General features: G+C 72.7%; 11 protein-coding genes. All 11 read left to right on the forward strand.

The window, feature by feature from the left end:
• Window positions 1–3 precede the first annotated feature (3 nt).
• The gene (locus tag G011_RS0100310; RefSeq protein ID WP_013151538.1) at window positions 4–1,065 is read left to right on the forward strand and encodes an ABC transporter ATP-binding protein; all 1,062 of its coding nucleotides are present in this window, start codon (window positions 4–6) and stop codon (window positions 1,063–1,065) included.
• Window positions 1,058–2,107 carry an ABC transporter ATP-binding protein gene (locus tag G011_RS0100315; RefSeq protein WP_026337869.1) on the forward strand — a complete coding sequence of 350 codons (1,050 nt, stop codon included), beginning with the start codon at window positions 1,058–1,060 and terminating at the stop codon, window positions 2,105–2,107. The genes G011_RS0100310 and G011_RS0100315 overlap by 8 nt, the downstream gene beginning before the upstream one ends.
• Before the next feature lie 4 nt (window positions 2,108–2,111).
• On the forward strand, window positions 2,112–2,300 hold the full coding sequence (locus tag G011_RS0100320) for a hypothetical protein (RefSeq protein ID WP_019606706.1): 189 nt from the start codon (window positions 2,112–2,114) through the stop codon (window positions 2,298–2,300).
• The gene (locus G011_RS0100325; protein WP_019606707.1) at window positions 2,297–4,102 is read left to right on the forward strand and encodes an ABC transporter substrate-binding protein; all 1,806 of its coding nucleotides are present in this window, start codon (window positions 2,297–2,299) and stop codon (window positions 4,100–4,102) included. The genes G011_RS0100320 and G011_RS0100325 overlap by 4 nt, the downstream gene beginning before the upstream one ends.
• A gap of 1,215 nt (window positions 4,103–5,317) precedes the next feature.
• Window positions 5,318–7,849: a sensor histidine kinase KdpD gene (locus G011_RS0100330; RefSeq protein WP_081642904.1), complete on the forward strand. Its 2,532-nt coding sequence runs from the start codon at window positions 5,318–5,320 to the stop codon at window positions 7,847–7,849.
• A gap of 97 nt (window positions 7,850–7,946) precedes the next feature.
• Window positions 7,947–8,372: a roadblock/LC7 domain-containing protein gene (locus G011_RS0100335; RefSeq protein ID WP_013151544.1), complete on the forward strand. Its 426-nt coding sequence runs from the start codon at window positions 7,947–7,949 to the stop codon at window positions 8,370–8,372.
• 37 nt (window positions 8,373–8,409) lie between these two features.
• Window positions 8,410–8,769 (forward strand): DUF742 domain-containing protein, encoded by a 360-nt coding sequence (locus G011_RS0100340; RefSeq protein ID WP_013151545.1) that lies wholly within the window; start codon window positions 8,410–8,412, stop codon window positions 8,767–8,769.
• Window positions 8,770–8,791: 22 nt separating this feature from the next.
• Window positions 8,792–9,349, forward strand: a complete 558-nt coding sequence (locus G011_RS0100345; RefSeq protein ID WP_019606709.1) for an ATP/GTP-binding protein — start codon at window positions 8,792–8,794, stop codon at window positions 9,347–9,349.
• A gap of 60 nt (window positions 9,350–9,409) precedes the next feature.
• Window positions 9,410–10,675 carry a styrene monooxygenase/indole monooxygenase family protein gene (locus tag G011_RS0100350; RefSeq protein WP_026337870.1) on the forward strand — a complete coding sequence of 422 codons (1,266 nt, stop codon included), beginning with the start codon at window positions 9,410–9,412 and terminating at the stop codon, window positions 10,673–10,675.
• A 580-nt stretch (window positions 10,676–11,255) separates the two neighbouring features.
• Complete coding sequence (locus G011_RS0100355) at window positions 11,256–19,253, forward strand: type I polyketide synthase (RefSeq protein ID WP_019606711.1); 7,998 nt, start codon at window positions 11,256–11,258, stop codon at window positions 19,251–19,253.
• A complete protein-coding gene (locus G011_RS32825) occupies window positions 19,240–24,000 on the forward strand; it encodes an SDR family NAD(P)-dependent oxidoreductase (RefSeq protein ID WP_019606712.1) in 4,761 nt (1,586 codons plus the stop codon). Before G011_RS0100355 ends, G011_RS32825 begins: the two co-directional genes overlap by 14 nt.
• The last annotated feature ends 62 nt before the right edge of the window (window positions 24,001–24,062 follow it).

Raw genomic sequence — 24,062 nt, forward strand, 5'->3', positions numbered from 1 at the left:
GCCATGACCGACCACACCGCCGCCCCGCCGTCCGCCGAGGGCCCCCTCCTGTCGGTGAGGGGGGTCGACGTGGGCTACCGCACCGGCCGCAGGAAACAGGTCACCGCGGTACGCGACGTCTCCTTCGACCTCCACCCCGGCCAGTCCATGGCCCTGGTGGGGGAGTCCGGCTGCGGCAAGACCACCCTGGGCCTGGGCCTGCTCCGGCTGCTCCCGCGCACCGGCGTCCTCTCCGCGGGCGAGGTCCTCTTCCGCCGCAAGGACGGCCGCCTCGTCGACGTGCGCACCCTCGCCCGCGAGGACCTGCGCCGTTTCCGCTGGAACGAGGCGGCCATGGTCTTCCAGGGCGCCATGAACGCCTTCAACCCCGTGCTGAGGGTGCGCGACCACTTCCTCGACACCTTCCGCGCCCACGACCGGGGCCGCCGCACGCGCGCCGAGGTCCTCGAACGCTCCGCCGAGCTGCTGCGCATGGTCCGGCTCGACCCCGCCCGGGTGCTGGACAGCTTCCCCCACGAACTCTCCGGCGGCATGCGCCAGCGCACCCTCATCGCGCTCGCCCTGGCCCTGGAGCCGCAGCTGCTCATCCTGGACGAGCCCACCACCGCCCTGGACATCCTCACCCAGCGCTCCATCGTCGAACGCCTCGCGGAGCTGCGTGAGGAACTGCGCTTCTCGATGGTCTTCATCACCCACGACCTGGGCCTGGCCGCCGAACTCGCCGACCGCGTCGGCACCATGTACGCGGGACGGCTGATCGAGACCGGCACCACCCGCGACATCTTCCACCGCGCCCGGCACCCCTACACCTCGGCGCTGATCAACTCGGTGCCCCCGGTCACCGGCGACCTCAGGGTTCCCGAGTCGCTGCCCGGAGGCCCGCCCAGTCTCTCCGCGCTGCCCCCCGGCTGCTCCTTCGCGCCGCGCTGCAAGCACGCCGTCGAGCGGTGCGCGTCCACCCGGCCCGTGCTCGACGTGCTCACGCACCGCCCCGACGGGCTGAGCCACGCCGCGGCCTGCCTGCGTTCGAACGAACTCTCCACCGAGGGGGCCACCCGTGACTGACCGGACCGTTTCAGCAGACCCGCGGCCCGAGCCCGGTGCCGCACCCGCCGGCGACGGAGGGGACGCCCCGCCGCCGGTGCTCAGCCTGCGCGGCGCTCACCAGGTCTTCTCCACCCCGCGCGGCGACGTGCCCGCCGTGGCGGGGGTCGACCTGGACGTGCGCCCCGGACGGGTGCTGTGCCTGGTCGGGGAGTCCGGCTGCGGCAAGACCACCAGCGCCCGCATGGCCGCGGGCCTGGCCGACCCCGTCCGGGGCTCCGTGCTCTTCCGGGGCAGGGACGTCGCGGAAATGGACCGGAGCGAGCGGAGACGCTTCCGCCGCTCGGTGCAGTTCATCCACCAGGACCCCTACGCCTCGCTCAACCCCGTGCGCACCGTCTACTCGACCGTCTCCGCGGGGCTGCGCCGCCACGGGCTGGTCAAGGACAGGCACGAGGCCCGCCGGGCCACCGCCGAACTCCTGCGACGGGTCGACCTCACCCCGGCCGAGGAGTACCTCGACAAGTACCCGCACCAGATGTCCGGCGGACAGCGCCAGCGCGTGGCCGTGGCCCGCGCCCTGGCGATGGAACCCGAGGTGATCATCGCCGACGAGTCCACCTCGATGCTCGACGTGTCCATCCGGGTCAGCCTGCTCAACACCCTCGGCGCGCTGCGCGACGACCTCGGCGTGGGCTTCCTGTTCATCACGCACGACCTGGCCGTGGCCAAGTACTTCGCCTGGGAGGGCGAGATCGCCGTCATGTACCTGGGCAGGATCGTCGAGCACGGTCCCACCCCGCGCGTGGTCAACGATCCCCGCCACCCCTACACCAAGGCGCTCATCGACGCCGTCTGCGAACCGGACCCCGACCTGGCGCACGGCCGGGAACGGATCAGGCTGCGCAGCTCCGAGATCCCCTACCTGACGGACCTGCCGTCCGGGTGCGACTTCCACCCGCGCTGCCCCCTCTACGAGGAGGGCGGCTGCGACACCGTCCGGCCGCCGCTGGCCCCCGCGCACGACCGGCTGCTCGCCTGCCACGTCGTCGGCCGGGGGTGAGGCCGTGCTCGCCGCCGTCGGCCGCTTCGGACTCCTCGCCGGAGCCTTCCTCGCCCTGACCAGCGCACTCATGCTCGTCCTCACACCCCCCGGCACAGCCGAGTTCGTCATCAGCGCCCTCACCGTCGTGATCGGCCTGGTCGTGCTCTCCCTCGGTCTGCTCGCCGTCCTACTCGGAAGGAATCGCCAATGACCCCTCCCACCCCCCACCCCCTGATGCGGGACCTGAGCCGCAGGCGCCTGCTCCGGACGATCGGCCTCGGCGCGGCGGGCGCCGCCGGCGCCGGCGTGCTGTCCTCCTGCGCGGGCGGCGACAACGCCGAGAGCGGCGCCACGCAGTTCACCGGCGTCTTCGACTTCGACCTGGCCGCCCAGACGCGCAACGTCGCCGTGGAGGACGGCGCGCTGCTGATGAACTCCGTGTACGCCGACCTCTTCCTGCCCGCGGGCGCGTTCTACAACTGGGAGACCCACGAGTGGGACTACCTGCTCCTGGAGAACAGCGCCTGGGAGGGCGACGACCTCGTCGTGACCCTGCGCCCGGGCCTGAAGTGGAGCGACGGCACCGACCTGACCGCCGAGGACCTGCACCAGAACTACGCCATCCGGGTCCTGGAGGCGCCCGCGTGGTCGGTGGGCTTCCCGCAGATCACCGAACTGGAGCGGCTGGACGACCTCAGCGTCCGCGCGCGCTTCGACAACCCCTTCCCGGGCATCGAGCTCCAGGTCGTCAAGCACCGGATCTTCTCCAAGTCGACCTACGGCGACTTCGGGGAGCGCGCGATCGCGATGGTGGCCGACGGCGTCCGCCAGGGCGACGACGAGCACACCGAGTTCAACGCCGAGTTCATCGAGTTCAACCCCGAGGAGATCATCACCAGCGGGCCCTACACCTTCGACCGGGCCCAGATGTCCGACGCGCGGATCACCCTGGTGCGCGAGAGCACCGGCTACCAGGGCGAGGAGGTGAACTTCGAGGAGGTGGTCGTCCACAAGGGCGACAACCGCCAGGCCTCCCTGCTCATCCAGCAGGGCGAGGTCGACTACTCGACCCTGGCCACCTCCGCCGCCGACCAGCAGGCGTTCCGCGCCGTCGAGGGGTTCCGGTGGATCGAGCACCCCGGCTACGACGGCTGCGGACTGATGTTCAACTACGCGGCCAAGCCCGAACTCAAGGACGTGCGGGTGCGCAAGGCGCTCAAGCACCTGCTCGACAGCGACCAGATCGGCCAGGTGGCCCGGGGTGAGGCCTACGACCGGGTGCGGTACTACTCCGGGCTGGTCGACCTCCAGACCGAGCAGATCTTCACCCCCGAGGAGCTCGCGGAGTTCGCCGCCTACGACCATGATCCGGACCGGGCCACCGAACTGCTGGAGGAGGCGGGCTGGACCAAGGAGGGCGGGGTCTGGCACACCGCCGAGGGCCAGGAGGCCAGCTACGAGATCATCGGCGTCGCGGGCTGGGGCGACTTCGAGCTGACCGCCACCCAGGTGGAGGAGGCCTGGAACGCCTTCGGGATCAAGACGACCGCGCGCAACGTGCCCGCGGACAACCCCTGGGGCATCTGGGCCGCAGGTGACTTCGAGGTGGCCGTGCGCCACTGGGGCAACCCGGAGATCCCGCAGTACTGGGGCGCCTTCCAGATGAACTTCCTGGTGGAGAACGCCCGCACCGGAGAGACCCCGGGGCAGGACTTCGACCTGAAGGTGGACAGCCCCAGCCGGGGCGAGGTGGACCTGGAGGCGCTGGTCGAGGTCGCCAAGACCGCGCAGACCGAGGAGGAGCAGACCGAGGCCCTCAAGACGATGGCGATCGTCTTCAACGAGCTGCTGCCGCGCATCCCGATCTGGACCTACAAGTACCTGGCCCCGGCCCTGGAGGGCGCGCGGGTGGAGTCCTTCCCCGAGGACCACCCCGCCGCCCAGAACCAGATCTACCGGGACAACCACATCATCCTGTCGCTGATGCAGGGCGGCCTGGAGGCTGCCGGGTAGGGGCCGACGGGGCCGGGGGACCGGGCCGCACCCGGGGGCGGGGCCGTACGGCCCCGCCCCTTCTGTGCGTACTCTCTCTTTTGTGCCGGAATGATGACCCTTGATGTGCATTCGCGGCGAAGGAAGGTAGTCTCCTGTACGTCGGGGGACGGTGCTCGAACACCGTCCGTTTCCGACGCCAACGCCTTCGCGGGGGCCGCCCCGGCCTCCTCCCCGAAGGCGCGGAAAACGTTTCTGCGCTCCGCGTTCCCCCGGTCGTGCCCCGCCCCGGCGCAGGACGACCCGCGAGGCGCATCGCTCCTCGTCCGGAGCTGTTTTCGGAGTAATTCCGGGAACGGCGCGCAAACGGGGGGAAGAGGAATCGACAGGAGAGCCATGACCCCCGCTCCCCGTGGACCCGCGCACCCGGGCCGTCCGCGCGCCGGAGTCCCGTGCCCCCGTGCCGACGCGGTGTCCCGGATCGACGGGCGGACGCGGCCCCCGTGCGACGGGGCTTCCCGCCGCTGCGGCCCCAGGGGCGGTCCGGTCCGGCTGCTGGTCTCGGAGCCACGCGTTCGCGCTGTTCAGAGCGGGTGTGCGTGGTTCCGGATGACGGGTCCGCCGGTGCGGCGGACTGGTTGCTGACACCTGTCCGGAAACAGACACGGGTCCATAAATCTCACAAAAACATCTGGGGTCACATCACCCCCCGGGCGGCGTTTGCGCACGTCAGAGGTGCTGTTCCGGGTGCTTTTGTGATCCTTCCATGATTCGTCTGCCAAGGCTGTCGACCTTTGTTAGTCTGGCGAACCGAACGACGGTTCTCGGTGGAAGTACAGGAATTGTGCGGGGCATGGATACTTGTCTCCGGATGGGGTGTCGCACCCGTCTGGTCCCCGCTCGGGCGGGGGCGCCCCGGCCGAGACCTTCTTCCGGCGCACGGGGCATCCGGCTGCCACGGGGGTCCCGCGCGGGATCCCGGGGCGGCCACCTCCCCGGGCAGGGCGGTGGAGCGGCGCCGCCGCCGAGCCAGCCCCACCGACGCGAGGAGACGAGATTGTGGCAGAGGCGCCGTCGCCGCGAGACAGCCCCGCTCCGCACCCGCGCGGGGGCGGGTCGATGACGTCAGCGGAGGACGGGCAAGGAGCCAGGCGGGAGGGACGGTTCCGACGAGCCATCTCCCGTATGGTCAGAGCCCAGGAACCCCCCTCACCGGAGACCCAGCAAGGAAATCCCGTGCATCATCCCGTGCATCCGCACTCGCAGAATTCCGGCCGCACGTCGGACCGGGACAGCGTCCAGCCCACGGGCGGGTCCGCTCCCGAGTCGGGCGCGACGGAGCGCGGCGACGCCGCGCCCCCCGCGACCGGCCCCTTCTCCGGCTCCGCCGAGAACGGGTACCGACCCGCCTCCAGGACCAGCGTCCCCAACCCCTACACGACCCGGCGGGTGAACGTCGACGACGTGGACACCGGGGCCTCCCCGGTCAACCAGTGGCGCGGCGTGGGCCTGGACGAGCCCGAGCCGCGTACCCCACCCATCACCGCCACCACGGACACCATGACTGACACCTCCTCACCGACAGAGCGCGCGGAGCGGCCCCAGGCCCCCGCGGCGCAGACGCAGGCGGCGCCCGCGGACACCACGCCGCAGTCGGCCCCGCGGCCCGAGCAGGCGGGGCGGCAGCGGACCGAGGCTCCGCACGGGCGGACGCGGCTCCCCGAGGAGCAGGGCCGCTCGCCCCGGCCCGAGCAGGCGGACTCCCACCGACAGGACCCGCCGCAGGCCGCTGACGACCACCGCCGGTCCGAGCAGCCGCAGGCCGACGCGCCCCAGGCCGACGACCACCGCCAGCCGGAGCAGCCGCAGGCCGACGCGCCGCAGGCCGCCGCGCCCGCCCAGGGCCACCAGCAGCCTCCCCAGGCGTGGCCCGCGCCCCAGCCCTACCAGGTGCCGGGGGAGCGCCCCGCGCCCCCGCAGGTGCAGGGCCAGCACGGGTACGCCCAGCAGCCGGTCCCCGGTCCGGTCGGCCACGACCCCTACGCGGCCCCCGCGCCCTACCAGGCGCCCCCCGGCGCGCAGTACGGCCCCTACCACCCGGCCGGGCAGGAGCCCCACCACCCCTACCCGCCGCACCCGCAGGCCGCCCCGGCGCCCTACCCCGCCGCGCCGCCGCAGCACGGCGGCTACGCGCCCCAGCCGCAGGGCCAGCACCCCTACCCGGCGCAGCCCGCGCACTACCCGGCGCAGTACCCGCCCCAGCCGCTGGTCACCTACCAGAGCGCCTACCCGGCGCCCTTCCAGCCCCCCGGCTACGTCATGCACGGCCAGCCGATGTTCTACCCGGGCCAGTACAACCCCTACGGCCAGCCGGTCCAGCACATCATCGTGCTCAGCGCCGGACAGCAGCCGCAGGTGATCAGCGCCGAGTCGGCCGGCACGCTCTTCGCCGAGCACGCCGAGACCCGGAGCGACTCCGCCGAGCGCGAGGACCGGGCCCTGACCCGCGCGGGCTCCGGCACGGACGCGGGCAAGGAGCAGCAGGAGCGGGAACAGGAGCGGGAGGCCCCGGCCGAGGCCGCCGCGGAGCCCGCCGAAGCGGCTCCCGAGGCCCCCGCCGAGACGCTGACCGAGCGCAGGGCGGCGCTCATGGACGCGATCGCCCCCGCCGCCGCGGCCGCCCCCGCGCCCTCCGAGGGCGGCGACAGCCTCCTCAACGAGGCCCTCGCGGGTCTGGCCATGCGCGACCTGTCGCTCGTGGACGCCCTGCTGGAGATGGTCGAGGAGCTGGAGACCGACGCCCAGGACCCCGACCTGCTCGACAAGCTCTTCCAGATCGACAACTTCGCGACCCGTATGCGGCGCAACGGGGAAAACTTCCTGGTGCTCACCGGACATGACGGCGGCGAGTCCGACGCCCACGACGAGATCGTCCCCCTGCTCGACGTGGCCCGCGCCGCCACCTCCGAGATCAAGGACTACCCCCGCGTCCGGATGGGCAAGATCCCGCAGACCTCCATCACCGGTATGGCGGCCGACGACATCAGCCACCTGCTCGCCGAACTGCTGGACAACGCCACCGCCAACTCGCCCGAGCACTCCCAGGTCGTCATCAGCGCCCAGGAGATGGCCGACGGGCGCCTCATGATCGTCGTCGAGGACGAGGGCGTGGGCATCCCCGAGGGGCAGCTCGCCGAACTCAACGACCGTCTCGCCGGCGAACCCGTCCTGGACGCCGACGTGCCCCGCCACATGGGCCTGTACGTCGCCAGCCGGATCGCCAAGAAGCACGGGCTGGAAGCCAGGCTCGAACCCCGATCCTTCCGCGGGGTGAGCGCCTACGCGATCATCCCCAAGGAGCTGCTGCGCGTGGCCACGCCGCGAACCCCCGGACAGGCCCGCACCTCGACCGTCCCGACCAGCGCACCGCAGGCCAAGCCCGCCCCGGCCGCCAAGCCGGTCGCGCCCGCCCCGGCTCCCGCCCGCCCCGCCGCCAACGGCATGGGCAGGTCCTCCGCGGCGAGCGGTTCGGCGGTGACCTCCGCCGGGCTGCCCCGGCGCAGCGCCACCCCGCACGGGTCGCCCCTGCGGATGATGCCCCGCCCCGGGCAGAAGCCGGACGCCGCGCCCCAGGCCCGCGAGGACACCCCGCCCAGGCTCACCGGCGAGGCCCGGGCCGAGCAGATCCGCGACGAGCTCGGCGACTTCTTCGACGGCGAGCGCGAGGCCCGCGAGGGCGGCGACGAGCCCAAGGACGACAAGAAGTGACGGCTCCCGACCCCGTCCAGGGCGCCCCTCCCGGCGTGCGCCCGCAGACACCACAGCAGCGAACACGACCCTCGGCCCAGGCAGGTAAGGCACAGCGATGACTGAATCCGTGAACGACAGTGTTGAGAACTTCTCCTGGCTCATCGACCGCTTCGTCCGTGACGTGCGCGGTGTCGAGCACGCCGTCGTGGTCTCCTCCGACGGTCTGGTCCTGACGCACTCCAGCGACTTCCCCGAGGAGCACGCCGAGCAGCTCGCGGCCATCGCCAGCGGCCTGCACAGCCTCGCCGTCGGCGGAGCCAACCTCTTCCAGAGGGGCGAGTGCGAACAGCTGCTGGTCCGCTTCAACCACGGCCACCTGTTCATCATGGCCATCAGCGACGGCTCCTGCATGGCGGTGCTCACCGCCCCGGGCACCGAGCTCAAGATCGTCGGCTTCCAGATGACCAAGCTCGTGGAGAACGTCGCCCACGTGCTCACGCCGCAGCTGCGCTCGCAGCTGCGCGAGGTCATCCAGAACTGACGACGGTGCCCGTTCGGGAGGAGAGGTTGCCTCGGCTATGAGCTTCCGCAGGCGAAGGAGTAACCGTGTCCGTCCGTTCACCTTCACGGGTGGGCGGACACGGTCGCGGCATCCGCTGATGGTGCAGACCCTGGTCTCGACGTCCGAGCCCGGGCAGGAACCTCCTGGCACCCTCATGCCGGAGTCGATCAGTATCTACAAGCTGTGCCGGGAGACCCGGTCGCTGGCCGAGGTGTCGGCCGAGTTGAACATCCCCCTGGGCGTCACCCAGGTCCTGGTCAGCGACCTGGCCGAACAGGACCTTGTGTACATCCACCCGACCATCACCGGCAGCAGTCCATCGGAAAACCAGGTTCTGGAGAGGGCTCTTCGTGGTCTCGAACGACTTTTCCAGTGACAAGAGGTCGAATCGCAAGAAGATGTCGAGCAAGATCGTCATCGCCGGGGGCTTCGGCGCCGGCAAGACGACCTTGGTGCGCTCGGTGTCGGAGATTCCCCCTGTCACGACCGAGGCGATCATGACCGAGGCCAGCATCGGTCATGACGACACCTCGATCACACCCGACAAGACGACCACCACCGTCGCGATGGACTTCGGTCGCATCACCATCGACGACGAACTGGTCATGTACATGTTCGGCACACCGGGCCAGGCGCGTTTCTGGTTCATGTGGGACGACCTGGTCCGGGGCGCCGTGGGCGCCGTCGTCGTGGTCGACTGCCGGAGGCTCGCGGACTCCTTCGACGCGGTCGACTACTTCGAGACGACCAAGCGCATCCCCTACATCGTGGCGCTGAACAAGTTCGAGGGCCGCCTCGAGTACACCTCCGAGCAGGTCCGCGAGGCGCTGGAGGTCAGCCCCGAGGTGCCGATCATCGACTTCGACGCCCGGAACCGCCTGTCCGGGGGTGAGGTGCTCAAGACGCTGCTCCGGTACGCGTTGGAGCACAACCGCGCCAGCGAGCCCGTCGCCTGACGGACGGGGAGACCCCGGTCTTCCCACCGCCCCGCAGATTCCCCAGGAAAGTTAGCGACAATGCGCAAGATCCTTATCGTCGGCGCGGGTCATGCCGGCCTGCACCTGGCCCATGGGCTACTGACCCATGGATACGACGTCACGGTGATCACGGGGCAGTCCTCGATGGAGATCCGGACGGGAAAGCCTTCGGTCTCGCAGTTCACGCTCCCCACGGCGCTGAACTATGAGCGTGAACACGACCTCGATCTGTGGAGCGCCCTCGCCCCGCAGATCAGGGAGGAGAAGGTGCACCTGTACCCGGGCGGAGGCAAGCCGCTCGTGTCCTTCAAGGGAAGGACCGGTAAGGACAACGACTACATGGTCTCGGTCGACCGGCGAGTCAAGATGGCCGACTGGCTGGAGTACTTCGAGGACCGGGGCGGCAAGGTCGTCATCCACGGTGTCACGGTCACCGACCTCGACTACTTCTCGCGTATGTTCGACCTGATCATCGTGGCGGTCGGGCACGGAGAGCTCGGCCAGCTCTTCGACTACGACGAGAGCAGGTTCAGCGGCGCGAGGCCCCGTTCCATCGCCCAGGCCTATGTCTACGACGTCTGGCCGGACGAGCAGGGCGAGGAGAACATCGGCTGGGCCGCGTCGGCGGCCGACGCGGGCAACATCAACTTCATGCCGATCCTGGCGCAGGACGGCCCCTGCCACACGCTGATGATGGTGGACAAACGCGGCGGCCCCATGGACGCGTGGCCCGACCGTCCGGGGCCCGAGGAGCAGTTGCGTCGGATGAAGGACCTCCTGCGCAGCTACGCTCCGGAGTACTTCGAACGTGCCAAGGACGCGGTCCTGGTCGACGGCAGGAACAGCACCCTGGTGGAGGACCTGACCCCTCAGGTCAGGAACCCCGTGGGCGTTCTTCCGTCCGGCGGACGCGTTCTCGGAATGGCCGACGTGGTCGTCACGATGGACCCCTACGTGTGCCAGAGCTGGAACAACTCCACACGCTGTGCCAAGGCGTACCTGGAGAGCATCATCGAGCACGGGGACCGCGAGTTCGACGAGGAGTTCCTGGTCGGCGCGTTCGACCGCTTCTGGGAGTTCGGCCTGCACAACCAGTTGTGGTCTGAGATGAACTCCACGATGTGGGACGCGGGCGATCTCCCGCCGCACTTCTACGAACTCATCGACGCGGCCAACGCCCATCCCGAGGTGGGGGACCGGTGGATCGGGGGCTGGGACTACCCGCCGGACTTCAGCACCTGGCTCCTCGATCCTGAGCTCGCACGCCAGTACATGGCCGAGGTGCGGGCGCGGAACGGGAGCTGACGCCCGTGCCGCCTCGCGGATGCCCGATGTCCCTGGGACATCGGGCATCTCGCTGTTCGGAGGCGTTTTCGCTTCTAATTAAGTCGATGACTGAATGGCTCAGAAGAATGACCGAAAACCCTGCGTGCGTTGTCATGCCACCTGGACGACAGCTACGATCCTTCGAGTTGGTGTCCATAACATCCCTAGAGTGACGAATGAGTTTTATGTAACAAACATGACGGTGTATCGGGCGCCTACCGCATCGGGCCGCTTTTCGCAAGGACTCCCGTGTCGGCTGTGAAGGGTGTTTCATGTAGCCCCGTGCGTGACCAAACCCTTCTGGCCCCGCTCCGGACGAAGGCTCCGCCCCCTCAGGGGACGAAGACGTGTCCGTTTCCTCGGAGAATCACTCCGACCTGCGAGAAAGCGATCATATCGCGCACCTTCGCGGTACGGGTGCCGATGCGCCTTCCGTGAGGGCGCACGTCGCGAAAGTCCTCGTGTACGCACGACGAGAACGTGAAGCGTGATCGGAGGGAAAGCGTTGAGCAGTGACCATGCGGACGGCGTCCACGAAGGCGCCGATGCTCCCGTCGCCGTGGTGGGGGTGTCCTGCCGACTTCCTGGAGCTTCCACCCCCGAGGCCTTCTGGCGCCTGCTCTGCGAGGGGCGCGAGGCGATCACCGCGCCCCCCGAACGCCTCGGCGGGCACGCCGGAGAGCGCGACGGGCGCTGGGGCGGATACCTGGAACGGGTGGAGGACTTCGACGCCGCCTTCTTCGGGATCTCGCCGCGCGAGGCCATGGCCATGGACCCCCAACAACGGCTCATGCTCGAACTCAGCTGGGAGGCCGCGGAGAACGCGAGGATCGCCCCGGCGGCCCTCCGGGACGGCCGCACCGGCGTGTTCACCGGTGCGATCTCCTCCGACTACGCGCTCCTGCGGCAGGTCGGCGGCCGTTCGGCCGTCACCCACCACACACTGACCGGAACCCACCGGGGCATGATCGCCAACCGGGTGTCCTACGTGCTCGGCCTGGGCGGGCCGAGCCTGACCGTCGACTCGGGTCAGTCGTCCTCACTGGTCAGCGTGCACCTGGCGGCGGAGAGCCTGCGCAGGGGTGAGTCCGACACCGCCCTCGCCGGCGGCGTGAACCTGATCCTGGTCCCCGAGAGCACCGACAGCGTCGACGGGTTCGGCGGCCTGTCCCCGGACGGCCGGTGCTACACGCTGGACTCCCGCGCCAACGGCTACGTACGGGGCGAGGGCGGCGCGGTGCTCGTGCTCAAGCTCCTGGACCGGGCGCTGGCGGACGGCGACCGCGTCCACGCGGTGCTGCGCGGAGGGGCGGTGAACAACTCCGGCCGGACCCCCTATCTGGCCCGTCCCGACGCCGAGGGGCAGGTACGCGTCCTGCGTGAGGCCTACCGCCAGGCCGGTGCGGACCCGGCACGGGTGGGATACGTGGAGATGCACGGGACCGGAACCCCCGTCGGTGATCCGGTGGAGGCGGCCGCGCTGGGGGAGGTCTTCTCCCGGGGGCGGCGCGAACCCCTGCGTGTGGGGTCGGTGAAGACCAACATCGGTCACCTGGAGGGGGCCGCGGGCGTGGCCGGCCTGCTCAAGACCGTGCTGAGCCTGTCCCACGGTCAGCTCCCGCCCACCCTGAACTTCGAGTCCCCCCACCCCGACCTGGACCTGGACCGCTGGGGAATGGTCCCGCAGACCAGCCGAGAGGCGTGGCCAGGCCAGGCCCCGCTCGCGGGCGTGTCCTCCTTCGGGATGGGCGGGACCAACTGCCACCTCGTACTCGGGCCCCCGCCCACCCAGCGCGCGGGCGCCGGAGCGTCGGGCGGCGGCACGGGCATGGACCTGGTCCCGTGGGTGGTGTCGGCGCGGTCGGAGGCCGCCCTGCGCGCCCAGGCCTCCGCGCTGCACGCCTTCGTCTCGTCCAGGCCGGGTATCAGGGCCGAGGACGTGGGCTACTCGCTGGCCACGACCCGCTCGGTGTTCGAGCACCGGGCGGTGATACTCGCCTCCGGCGGCACCGACACGCGGGAGCTGGAGTCGGTGCACTCGGCCACGCCGCCGGACACCGACCCCAGCCGACCCGGGCCCGTCCTGGTCTTCCCGGGGCAGGGCGGACAGTGGCCGGGGATGGCGCGCGAGCTGCTGGAGGGCAAGGGCACCCTGTCCCGGGTGTTCGCGGCGCGGTTGCGCGAGTGCCAGCGGGCCCTGGACCCGTACGTCGGCTGGTCGCTGCTCCAGGTGCTGCGCAGGGAGCCCCAGGCCCCCGTGGTCGCCGGGCCCGACGCGCGCGTGGACGTGGTGCAGCCCGTGCTGTGGGCGGTGATGGTGTCGCTCGCGCGGGTGTGGGAGGAACTCGGTGTGCGGCCGTCCGCGGTGGTCGGCCACTCCCAGGGCGAGATCGCCGCGGCCTGTGTGGCCGGGGCGCTGTCCCTGGACGACGGCGCCCGGGTGGTGGCTCTGCGCAGCCAGGCCCTGACCGCGTTGGCGGGCACCGGCGCGATGGCCTCCCTCGGGCTGGACGCGGACGAGGCCGAGCGGCTGACCGAGCGTCTGGACGACCTGTACGTGGCCGTGCGCAACGGCCCGAACGCCGTGGTGGTGTCGGGCGGTCCGCGCTCGGTGCGCGAGGCCGTGCAGTGGTGCGAGGACCACGGTGTGCGGGCGACGCTGGTCGACGTCGACTACGCCTCCCACTCCGCCCATGTGGAGGGCATCCGCGACCAGGTTCTCCAAAGCCTGTACGGCCTGCGCCCCCGGGCCGCACGGGTGCCGTTCTTCTCCACGCTCACGGGCGGGGAGCTGGACACCGCCTCGACACCCCTGGACGGCGGGTACTGGTTCTCCAGCCTGCGCGGCACCGTACGGTTCGACCAGGCGGTGCGCGCCCTGGTGGCCTCTGGACGGCGGACCTTCCTGGAGGTCGGGCCGCACCCCGTGCTGGCGTTCGGGATCGAGCAGATCCTCGCCCTGTCCGGAGGCGGGGGGCACGTCGTGCCGACGCTGCGCCGCGACTCCGGGGGCGCCCAGCAGTTCCTGACCAGCGCGGCCAAGGCGTTCGCGGTCGGTGTCGACGTCGACTGGAGCGGCCTGTTCACCGGTAGCGGGGCCAGCGTCATCGACCTTCCGACCTACCAGTTCCAGCGCCGGCGCCTGTGGCCCGACACTCTGGCGGTGCCGTCCCCGGCCGCGTCCGTGGAGGCCGAGGGCCCCGTGTCCGAGCCGGACGAGGACGGCGGTGAGCCCCGGGTCCGCGCGTGGACCAGGGAGGAGCTGGAGGAGCTGGTCCGGACCCGCAGCACCGAGATCCTCGGGCTCTCCGAGCACGAGGACGGCTGGGAGCGCCGCACCTTCCGCGACCTGGGCTTCGACTCGGTGATGGCGGTCGAGCTGCGCAACGCCCTGGCCGGGGAGACGGGCCTGCGGCTGCCGCCGACCCTGCTCTTCGAGGTGCCGACGGCCGAGGGAATGGTGGACTTCCTGCTCGGCGAGCTCGCCGCGGCCCCGGCTCCCCGTCGGGCACCCGAACGCCGACCCGCGACGGCGGCCGAGCGTACGCCCGCCGAGGACGACCCGATCGCGATCACCGCGATGGCATGCCGCCTTCCGGGCGGCGCCGACTCGCCCGAGCGGCTGTGGCGGCTCGTCATGGACGGCAAGGACGCGATCGGCGGCTTCCCCGACGACCGGGGCTGGGACCTGGACGGCCTGTACTCCGCCGACCCGGGGACGCCGGGGCGCACCTACACGCGTTCGGGCGGGTTCCTCTACGACGCCGCCATGTTCGACGCCGACTTCTTCGGTATCAGCCCCCGAGAGGCCGACGCGATGGACCCCCAGCAGCGGCTCCTGCTGGAGACCTCCTGGGAGGCGGTCACGCGGGCTGGCCTGGAGCCCGGGGAGCTGCGAGGGCAGGAGGTCGGGGTGTTCGTGGGCGCCATGCCCACCGACTACGGACCCCGGCTCGCTGACCCGGGGCCGGGCACCGACGGCGGCTACCGGCTGACCGGCAGCACCCTGAGCGTGGCCTCGGGCAGGATCGCCTACGTGCTCGGACTACGCGGGCCGGCGATGACCATCGACACCGCGTGCTCCTCGTCCCTGGTGGCGCTGCACCAGGCCGTGCGTGCCATCCAGCGGGGCGAGTGCTCCATGGCACTGGCGGGCGGGGCCACGGTGATGGCCACCCCCGGTATGTTCCTGGAGTTCTCGGCCCAGCGCGGGCTGTCCCCGGACGGGAGGTGCCGGGCCTTCGGCGCCGGAGCGGACGGAACTGCCTGGGCCGAGGGCGCGGGCATGCTCCTGCTGGAACGCGCCTCGCACGCACGACGCGCGGGCCGCCCCGTCCTGGCCCTGGTGAGGGGCAGCGCCGTCAACTCCGACGGCGCGAGCAACGGCCTGACCGCGCCCAGTCGGGAGGCCCAGGAGCGGGTGATCCGACAGGCTCTGGAATCGGCCCGACTGACGCCACGGGACGTCGACGCGGTGGAGGCCCACGGGACCGGGACCCGGCTGGGGGACCCCATCGAGGCCCGGGCCCTGATCTCGGTGTACGGCGGCGACCGCCGGGGAGGGGACGAGCTCCGCCTGGGCTCGCTCAAGTCCAACATCGGCCACGCCCAGGCCGCCGCCGGCGTGGCCGGGGTGATCAAGACCGTGGAGGCGCTGCGCAACGGCCGGCTGCCCAGGACGCTGCACGTCGACCAGCCCACCGGGGAGGTGGACTGGGAGGACGCCGGGGTGCGCCTGCTCCGTGAGGAGGAGCCCTGGCCCGACACCGGCCGCCCCCGGCGCGCCGCCGTGTCCTCCTTCGGCATCAGCGGCACCAACGCGCACGTGGTACTGGAGGGAGTCGCGGACGAGGGCGCCCCCGTCGTCGTGCCCGACATCCCCTTCCGGCGCCGTCGCCACTGGACGGTGCCCGGGCCGTCCACACCCGTTCCCGCCGCCGAGCCGCTGCTGGGCGACGGGCTCGCCCTCGCGGACGGGCGGACCGTGTTCAGCGGCAGGATCAGCACGGCCGATCACCCCTGGGCGGGCGACCACGGTCTGCTGGGCCGGGTCGTCGTCCCCGGAACCGCGGTGGTGGACTTCGTCGCGCGAGCCGCCGCGGGTTGCGGAGCCGGGACGGTGAGCGACCTCGCACTGGAGGCGCCGCTGGTGCTGACCGGAGACCGGGCCGTGCTGTTCCAGGTCACCGTGGGGCCCCGCGGCGAGGACGGCCGACGCGAAGCGCTGGTCCACTCCCGGCCCGAGGGCGACGACGCCCCGTGGACGCGGCACGCATCGGGAACCGTCGGACCCAGCGGCTCCGTCGATCCGCGGGAGGCGTGGGAGTGGCCGCCCGCGGACGCGGACCCGGTGGACACCAGCGCCGACTACGGCCTCCTGGAGAAACGCGGGTACACCTACGGGCCGGTCTTCCGGGGCCTGCGCTCGGTCTGGCGGCGCGGCGGGGAACTCCTGGTCGAGGCCGTCCTTCCCGACGGGGTCTCGGTCGGCGGTCCCTTCCACGGCCCCCATCCGGCCCTGCTGGACTCCGTCCTGCACGCGGTGCTCGCGCACGGCGCGGGCCAGCGCCGCCTCCTGGTGCCCTTCGCCTGGTCGGGGGTGCGCGTCACACCGTCCGGGGCCGACGGGTCCCCCCGCACGCTCCGGGCGCGGATCACCGAACTGGGGAGGGACCGCTACCGCGTCCTGGCGGTGGACGGGCACGGCGCCCCGGTGGTGGCCGTGGACGAACTGGTGCTGCGTCCCCTCGACGCGGACTCCCTGCCCGAACAGGACCGGGCGGAGTCGTCCGGCCTCTACGAGCTCGTGTGGGAGGCGGTACCCGCCGACTCCGCGGCGAACCTGCCCGTCGGCCTGCCCGACCTCGCCTCCCTCGGCCCGGACGCCCCTGTCCCGCCGACGGTCTACACCGAACTGCCCCCCACCGCGGTCTACGCGGAGGACGCACCGGTGCCGGACGCCGTCCGAGCCGGACTCGACGCGGCGCTGGAGGCCGTCCGCTCCTGGCTCACCGACGAACGGTTCGCGCACTCCCGGCTGGTCGTGGTGACCTGGCGGGCCGTGCCCACCGACCGCGGCGCCCGGCTCGGAGGGCCGGCGGCGGCCCCGGTGTGGGGTCTGTTGCGCACGGCCCAGCGAGAGCACCCGGACCGCCTCGTGCTCGTGGACTCCGACGGCTCGGAGGACTCCCACCGCGTGCTGCCCGGCGCGGTCGCGCTCGGCGAACCGCAGATGGCTCTGCGCTCGGGCACGGTCCTGGTGCCCCGGCTGGCCGAGGTCGAGGGGGGGCGAACGGCGCCGGGGGCGCTGTGGCGCCTGGACACCCGCAGGACGGGCTCCCTGGAGCGTGTGGAGGCACTGCCCGCGCCGGAGGCGAGGAGGGAACTCGGCCCGGACGAGGTCCGCGTCGCCGTCCGCGCCGCGGGGGTGAACTTCAAGGACGTGGTGGTCGCTCTCGGCCTGGTCGAGGGCGAGACCGGGATCGGTCTCGAAGGAGCCGGAATCGTCCTCGAGACCGGTGCCGAGGTGTCGCACCTGTCCCCGGGCGACCGGGTGGCGGGTATGTTCGACGGCTCGTTCGGTCCGGTCGCGGTCGCGGACGGCCGCAAGCTCGCACGGATCCCCGAGCAGTGGACCTTCGAACAGGCCGCGGCCGTGCCGGTGGCCTTCCTGACGGCCTACTACGGACTGGTGGACCTGGCGGCGGTGCGCCCGGGGGAGAGCGTCCTAGTGCACGCGGCCGCGGGAGGCGTGGGAACGGCGGCAGTCCAGCTCGCCCGGTACATGGGCGCACGCGTGTTCGGTACGGCGAGCCGCCGCAAGTGGGCCGGGCTGGCCGAGTACGGCCTCGACGAGGAGCGGCTGTCCTCCTCCCGCGACCTGGAGTTCGAGCAGCGCCTGCGCGAGGCCAACGGCGGGCGCGGGATGGACGTGGTCCTCAACTCGCTCAGCGGTGAGTTCGTGGACGCCTCCCTGCGGCTCCTGCGCTCGCCGGGCGACGGCGAGGGGCCGGGCGGCAGGCTCGTGGAGATGGGACTGACCGACGTCCGCGACGAGAGGGACGTCACCGAGGGCTTCCCCGGACGCGGTTACGAGGCGTTCAAGCTGACGGACGTGCGGCCGGAGCGGATCGGGCAGATGCTGGGGCGGATCATGGAGCTGTTCGCCGCCGGCACGCTCAAGCCCCTGCCCCTGACCGTCTACGACCTCCGTGAGGCCGGGGACGCCTTCCGGAGCCTTCAGCGCGGGGAGACCGTCGGCAAGCTGGTCCTGTCCGTCCCGGCACCCTTCCCGCAGGAGCGCACCACCCTGGTCACGGGGGGCACCGGTTCCCTGGGCCACCGGGTGGCCCGCCACCTGGTCACCGACTACGGGGTGCGCCACCTCCTGCTCACCAGCCGGAGCGGACCCGACGCCGAGGGCCAGGACGCGCGCACCGCCGAACTGGAGGCACTCGGGGCCACCGTGGACGTGGTCGCCTGCGACGCCGCGGACCGGAGCGCGCTGGAACGGGTTCTGCGCGACGTCCCCGGAGACCGCCCCCTCGGGGCGGTGGTGCACACCGCCGGCGTCCTCGACGACGCCACCGTCACCTCGCTCACCCGTGAACAGGTGGACCGGGTGCTGCGGCCCAAGGTCGACGCCGCGTGGAACCTGCACGAACTGACCGCGGGGACCGACCTGGGCGCGTTCGTGCTGTTCTCGTCGGTGGCCGGAATCCTGGGCAACGCCGGTCAGGCCAACTACGCCGCGGCCAACGTCTTCTGCGACGTGCTGGCCCACCACCGCCGCGAACGCGGCCTGCCCGCCACCTCACTGGCGTGGGGGCTGTGGGCCGGGGCCAGCGGTATGACCGGACACCTGGACGGCACCGATCTCGGCGTCCTCAGCCGGGGCGGTCTGCTCCCCATGGCCGCCGAGGAGGCACTGCGGCACCTGGACACCGCGCTGATGTGGAACATGGCCCACTGCGTTCCCGCCCTGTTCGACACCGCCGCCACCGGTTCCGGCGTCCTGCGGGGCCTGGCCCCGCCTCCCGGACCGGACGCCCCGGCCACCACGGACTCCGGCGGGGACGCGGAAGCCGGGGAACCCGACCGCCTCCTCGCGCTGTCCGGGACCGAACGCGAACACGCGCTGCTCACAGGGGTCCGTACGCAGACCGCCCTCGTTCTCGGCCACGACCCCGACGCCGGGCACGTCCGTGTGGACCCCGACCGGCCCTTCAGCGAACTGGGCCTGGACTCGCTCACCGGTCTGGAGCTGCGCAACAGGCTCGGTGACTGGCTCGGGGTCCGGGTCCCGGCCACCGCTGTCTTCGACCATCCGACCCCCCGCGCGCTCGCGCTCCTGCTGGGGGACCTGCTGTCCCCCGGACAGCCCGAGGTCCCCCGGCAGTGGCAGGCCGACACCGGAACCGACACACCCCCCGACGGCACCGGAGCCCGGGGGGAGAGCATCGACGAGATGGGAGTCGAGGAGCTCGTGAACCTCGCCCTGAGGGATGAGGTCCCCGCATCACCACGTGGACAGGAGACGGTGGATGACTACCGATGACCACCGACTGGTCGCGGCGCTCAGGTCCGCGCTGAAGGAGAACGACCGGCTGCGCAGGGAGGTCGACCGGGTCGCCTCCCGCGAGCCCGTCGCCATCGTCGGGATGGGCTGCCGCCTGCCCGGCGGTGTCGGATCCCCGGAGGAACTGTGGGACCTGGTGGCCGGGGGGCGCGAGACCGTCGGCCCGCTGCCCGGCGACCGCGGATGGGACACGGCCTCACTGCTCGGTGAGGAGGGGGACGGACCCAGGTCGGCGATGACCCAGGGCTCCTTCATCGACGACGCGACCGCCTTCGACCCCGCCTTCTTCGGGATCTCACCCCGCGAGGCGGAGGCGATGGACCCCCAGCAGCGCCTGCTGCTGGAGGTGGCGTGGGAGTCCGTGGAACGCTCGGGGATCTCCCCCTCGGCGCTGGCGGGCACCGACACCGGTGTCTACGTCGGCGTCATCAACCAGGAGTACGGGCCGCGGCTGGCCCAGGCCCCGGCGGACGGCTACGCGATGACCGGGACCACGACGAGCGTCGCCTCCGGCCGGATCTCCTACACCCTCGGACTGACCGGCCCGGCGATGACGGTGGACACCGCCTGCTCCTCCTCCCTCGTGGCCGTCCACCTGGCGGTCCAGGCCCTGGGGCGGGGCGAGTGCTCCCTGGCCCTGGCGGGTGGGGCGACAGTCATGGCCTCGCCCGGGGCCCTGACCGAGTTCACCCATCTCCAGGGGCTCGCGCCGGACGGGCGCTGCAAGGCGTTCGGCGCCGGTGCCGACGGCGCCGGGTTCTCCGAGGGCGTCGGCGTGGTGGTGCTGGAGCGCCTCTCCGACGCCCGCCGCAACGGCCACCGGGTGCTGGCCCTGGTTCGCGGAAGCGCCGTCAACCAGGACGGGGCGTCCAACGGCCTCACCGCCCCCAACGGCCCCTCGCAGGTACGGGTGATCCGCAGGGCCCTGGCGGACGCGGGGCTCGGCCCCGGCGACGTCGACCTGGTCGAGGCGCACGGTACGGGGACCACCCTGGGTGACCCGATCGAGGCGCAGGCCCTGCTGGCCGCCTACGGCCGTGAACGGCCCGTCGACCGGCCCCTGTGGCTGGGTTCGCTCAAGTCCAACATCGGGCACTCCCAGGCCGCAGCGGGCGTCGCCGGGCTGATCAAGGCCGTGCAGGCCCTGCACCACGGGGTTCTGCCCAGGACGCTGCACGCCGACGAGCCCACGCCGCACGTGGACTGGGACTCGGGCGCCGTCCGGCTCCTGTCGCGGGAGCGGCCCTGGCCGGAGACCGAACGGCCGCGCCGCGCCGCGGTGTCCTCCTTCGGGCTCAGCGGGACCAACGCCCATGTGGTCGTGGAGCAGGCCCCGCCGGAAGAGGCGCCGACACGCGGCGCCGCCCGGCCCGCCGCCCCCCGTGCCCTGCCCTGGCCGGTCTCGGCGCGCGACACCGCGGCGCTGGAGGAGCAGGCGGCGCGCCTGGGCGCGTACCTGCGCGCCCGGCCGGACGCCGATCCGGCCGACGTCGGCTGGTCGCTGGCCACGACACGGGCCGCCCTGGAGCACCGTGCGGTCGTGGTCGCGCGGGACCGGGCCTCCTACCTCGACGGCCTGGCCGCCCTGGCCGGGGGCCGACACGCCTCCGGGGTGGTGCGCGGGCTGGCCAGGACCGTCAGGGAGCCCGTTCTCGTCTTCCCCGGCCAAGGCGGCCAGTGGGAGGGCATGGCCGCGGAGCTCCTGGACGCCTCGCCCGAGTTCGCCCGGCGCATGGCCGAATGCGAGGAGGCTCTGGCCCCGTACGTGGGCTGGTCGCTCACCTCGGTGCTGCGGGGAGAGGCCCCGGACGTCCCGCGGGACCGCGTGGACGTGGTCCAGCCGGTGCTGTGGGCCGTGATGGTCTCCCTCGCCGGACTCTGGCGCGCCCACGGCGTGCGCCCCGCGGCCGTGGTGGGCCACTCCCAGGGGGAGATCGCCGCGGCCTGTGTGGCGGGCGCGCTCTCCCTCGACGACGCCGCGAAGGTGGTGGCGCTCCGCAGCCGGGCGATCCTGGAGCTGGCGGGCACCGGTGCGATGGCCTCGGTCGCCCTGCCGGCAGACCTGGTCCGTGAGCGCCTCGCCGTACTGGACGCGGACGTGCGCGTGGCGGTCGTCAACAGCCCCGTCTCGACCGTCGTGGCCGGCGGGGCGGAGGCCGTCCGCTCCCTGGTCGGACGCTACGAGGCCGAGGGCGTCCGCGCCCGGATGGTCCCCGTGGACTACGCCTCGCACACGCCCCACATGGAGCGCCTGCGCGGGTCCGTCACCGCGGCGCTGGCCGACATCACCCCCCGGCCGCCCGAGGTCCCCGTCTACTCCGCCCTCACCGGAGGCAGGCTGGGCGAGGTGGAGACGGGCGCCGAATACTGGTACCGCAACCTCGCCGAACCGGTCGAGTTCGCGGACGCGACCAGGGCGCTCCTCGCCGACGGGTACGACACGTTCGTCGAGGTCGGACCGCACCCGGTGCTCGTCCCCGCGCTCCAGGAGACCTGTGAGGCGTCGGAGGCGCCGGGCACGGTGGTCCTGGGCACGCTCCGCCGGGGGGAGGGCGGCCTCGACCGCTTCCTCACCTCGCTGGCCGAAGTCCACGCGCACGGCGTACACGTGGACTGGGAGCCGGTGTTCGGAGGCTCCCCGCGGGTCGTGGACCTGCCCACCTACCCCTTCCAACGCCAGCGGTACTGGCGCGCGGCCCCGGACGCGACCTCCTTCGCCGCCGAGGCTGAGGGCCGCCGGACCCCCGGACGCGGATCGTCGCCGGTCTCCCCGGACGACTGGTCCTACAGGGAGGAATGGGTGCCCGCGCGGTCCGCCGGGACCTCCGTCGGCGCCGGGGGCACCTGGCTGCTGTTCGGCGCCGGTCCGACGGACCCCGCCGTCACCGACTGCGTCGCGGAACTGACGGCGCGTGGGCACGTCGTCCGCGCGGTGGACGTGCCCGAGTCCGCGGACCGCTCCGCGGTGGCGCAGCGGGCCATGGCGGCCGTCAAGGAGGTCGACTCCGTCGTCGGGGTCCTCTCGGCGTACGCCCTGACCGCCGACCCCGCGGCCACGGCCCCGTCCTCGCCCACCGCGTTCTCCGGGCACCGGCGCACGGTCCTGCTGACGCAGGCCCTCTCGGACGCCGGGATCACCGCGCCCCTGTGGTGTCTGACCCGGGGGGCGGTCACGGCGGGCGCCGAGGTCACCGACCCCGCGGCCGCGCTCGTGTGGGGCTTCGGGCGGGTCGCCGCCCAGGAGCAGTCCGAGCGTTGGGGCGGCCTGATCGACCTGCCCGCCGTCCCGGAGAAGGGGGCGGGCGAGATCCTGGCCGCGTTCCTGGTCGGCGAGCGCGCGCCCGGTGAGGACCAGCTCGCCGTCCGCGGCGGCGAGGTGCTGGTCCGCCGGATCGTCCGGGAACCGCTGACCGGCTCCCCGGCCGTGCGCCGTTGGAAACCCTCGGGAACGGTCCTGGTCACCGGTGGTACCGGGGCGCTGGGGGCCCACGTGGCCCGGTGGCTCGCCCGCAACGGCGCGGACCACCTGCTCCTGGTGAGCCGCCGGGGCGCGGACGCCCCGGGGGCCCGGGACCTGGAGGCCGACCTGCGCGCGAGCGGGGCCCGAGTCACCTTCGCCGCGTGTGACGTCGGCGACCGCGCCGAACTGGCCGGGCTCCTGGAGCGGGTGTCCTCCGAGCACGGGCTCCGTGCGGTGGTGCACACCGCCGCGGCCCTCGACGACGGCGCGATCGACGCCCTCACCCCGGACCAGCTGGTCCGCGCCCTGCGTGCCAAGGCCGACGGAGCCGTGCATCTGCACGAGCTCACCAGGGACCTGGAACTGTCGGCCTTCGTGCTGTTCTCGTCGGTTTCGGCCGTGTTCGGGGTCACCGGCCAGGGCAACTACGCGCCCGGCAACGCCTTCTGTGAGGCTCTGGCCCACCACCGCCGCGCGCTGGGGCTCCCGGCCACGTCGGTCGCGTGGGGCGCCTGGGCGGGGGGCGGCATGGCCGAGGAGGCGGACGTCGCCGAGCTCCTGCGGAGGCACGGGTTGCCCACGATGGACCCCGAGGTCGCGGTCGACGCGCTCCAGCACATCCTCGACCGGGACCTGACCGCGCTCGCGGTCGCCGACGTCGACTGGCCGCGGTTCCGCACCGCCTTCACGGTCAACCGGCCGAGCCCCCTCATCGGGGACCTGGGCCTGGAAAGGGGCGGGTACGCGGCGCCCGAGGAAGACAGGGACGGTCTGCGGGCCCGTCTGGCCGGTCTGAGCCGCGGCGAGCGTGTCCGTGAGGTGACCGGACTGGTCCGCGACCAGGTGGCCGACATCCTCGGCTACCCCTTCGGCGGAGCTCTGGACACCGACCGCGGCCTCAAGGACCTGGGGATGGACTCGGTGACCTCCATCGAGCTGCGCAACCGGATGTCCGCGCTCACCGGCCTGCGGCTGGCGTCGGGGATCGCCTTCGACCACCCCACCTGCGAAGCCCTGGGCCGCCACCTGGAGGAGCGCCTCTTCGGAAGCGCCGACCAGCTCGTGATGGCCCAGCTCGACGGGGTCGAGGCGGCCCTGGCGGGGGACGGGGGCCACGAGCTGGACCGCGGCGCCGTCGCCGACCGTCTCCGCGCCCTGCTGAGCCGTCTGTCCCCGGACGGCACCGCGGACAGGACCGACCAGGAGTTGGAGGCCGCGAGCCGCGACGAGCTCTTCGCCTACATCGACGAGACACTGCTCGACTGAACGGCACACCCGAGCCCGGCCCAGCGGCCGACGGGTCCGCTCCCGGTCCGACCGGGAGCGGA

It is taken from the genome of Nocardiopsis sp. CNS-639, assembly GCF_000381685.1.
GTDB classification, from domain to species: domain Bacteria; phylum Actinomycetota; class Actinomycetes; order Streptosporangiales; family Streptosporangiaceae; genus Nocardiopsis; species Nocardiopsis dassonvillei.

Excerpts from the sequence above, each read along its gene's own strand:
- G011_RS0100345 (WP_019606709.1), top strand. The coding sequence starts at position 8,792 with ATGTCGAGCAAGATCGTCATCGCCGGGGGCTTCGGCGCCGGCAAGACG.
- G011_RS32825 (WP_019606712.1), top strand. The coding sequence starts at position 19,240 with ATGACTACCGATGACCACCGACTGGTCGCGGCGCTCAGGTCCGCGCTG.
- G011_RS0100350 (WP_026337870.1), top strand. The coding sequence starts at position 9,410 with ATGCGCAAGATCCTTATCGTCGGCGCGGGTCATGCCGGCCTGCACCTG.
- G011_RS0100325 (WP_019606707.1), top strand. The coding sequence starts at position 2,297 with ATGACCCCTCCCACCCCCCACCCCCTGATGCGGGACCTGAGCCGCAGG.
- G011_RS0100340 (WP_013151545.1), top strand. The coding sequence starts at position 8,410 with ATGAGCTTCCGCAGGCGAAGGAGTAACCGTGTCCGTCCGTTCACCTTC.
- G011_RS0100310 (WP_013151538.1), top strand. The coding sequence starts at position 4 with ATGACCGACCACACCGCCGCCCCGCCGTCCGCCGAGGGCCCCCTCCTG.
- G011_RS0100335 (WP_013151544.1), top strand. The coding sequence starts at position 7,947 with ATGACTGAATCCGTGAACGACAGTGTTGAGAACTTCTCCTGGCTCATC.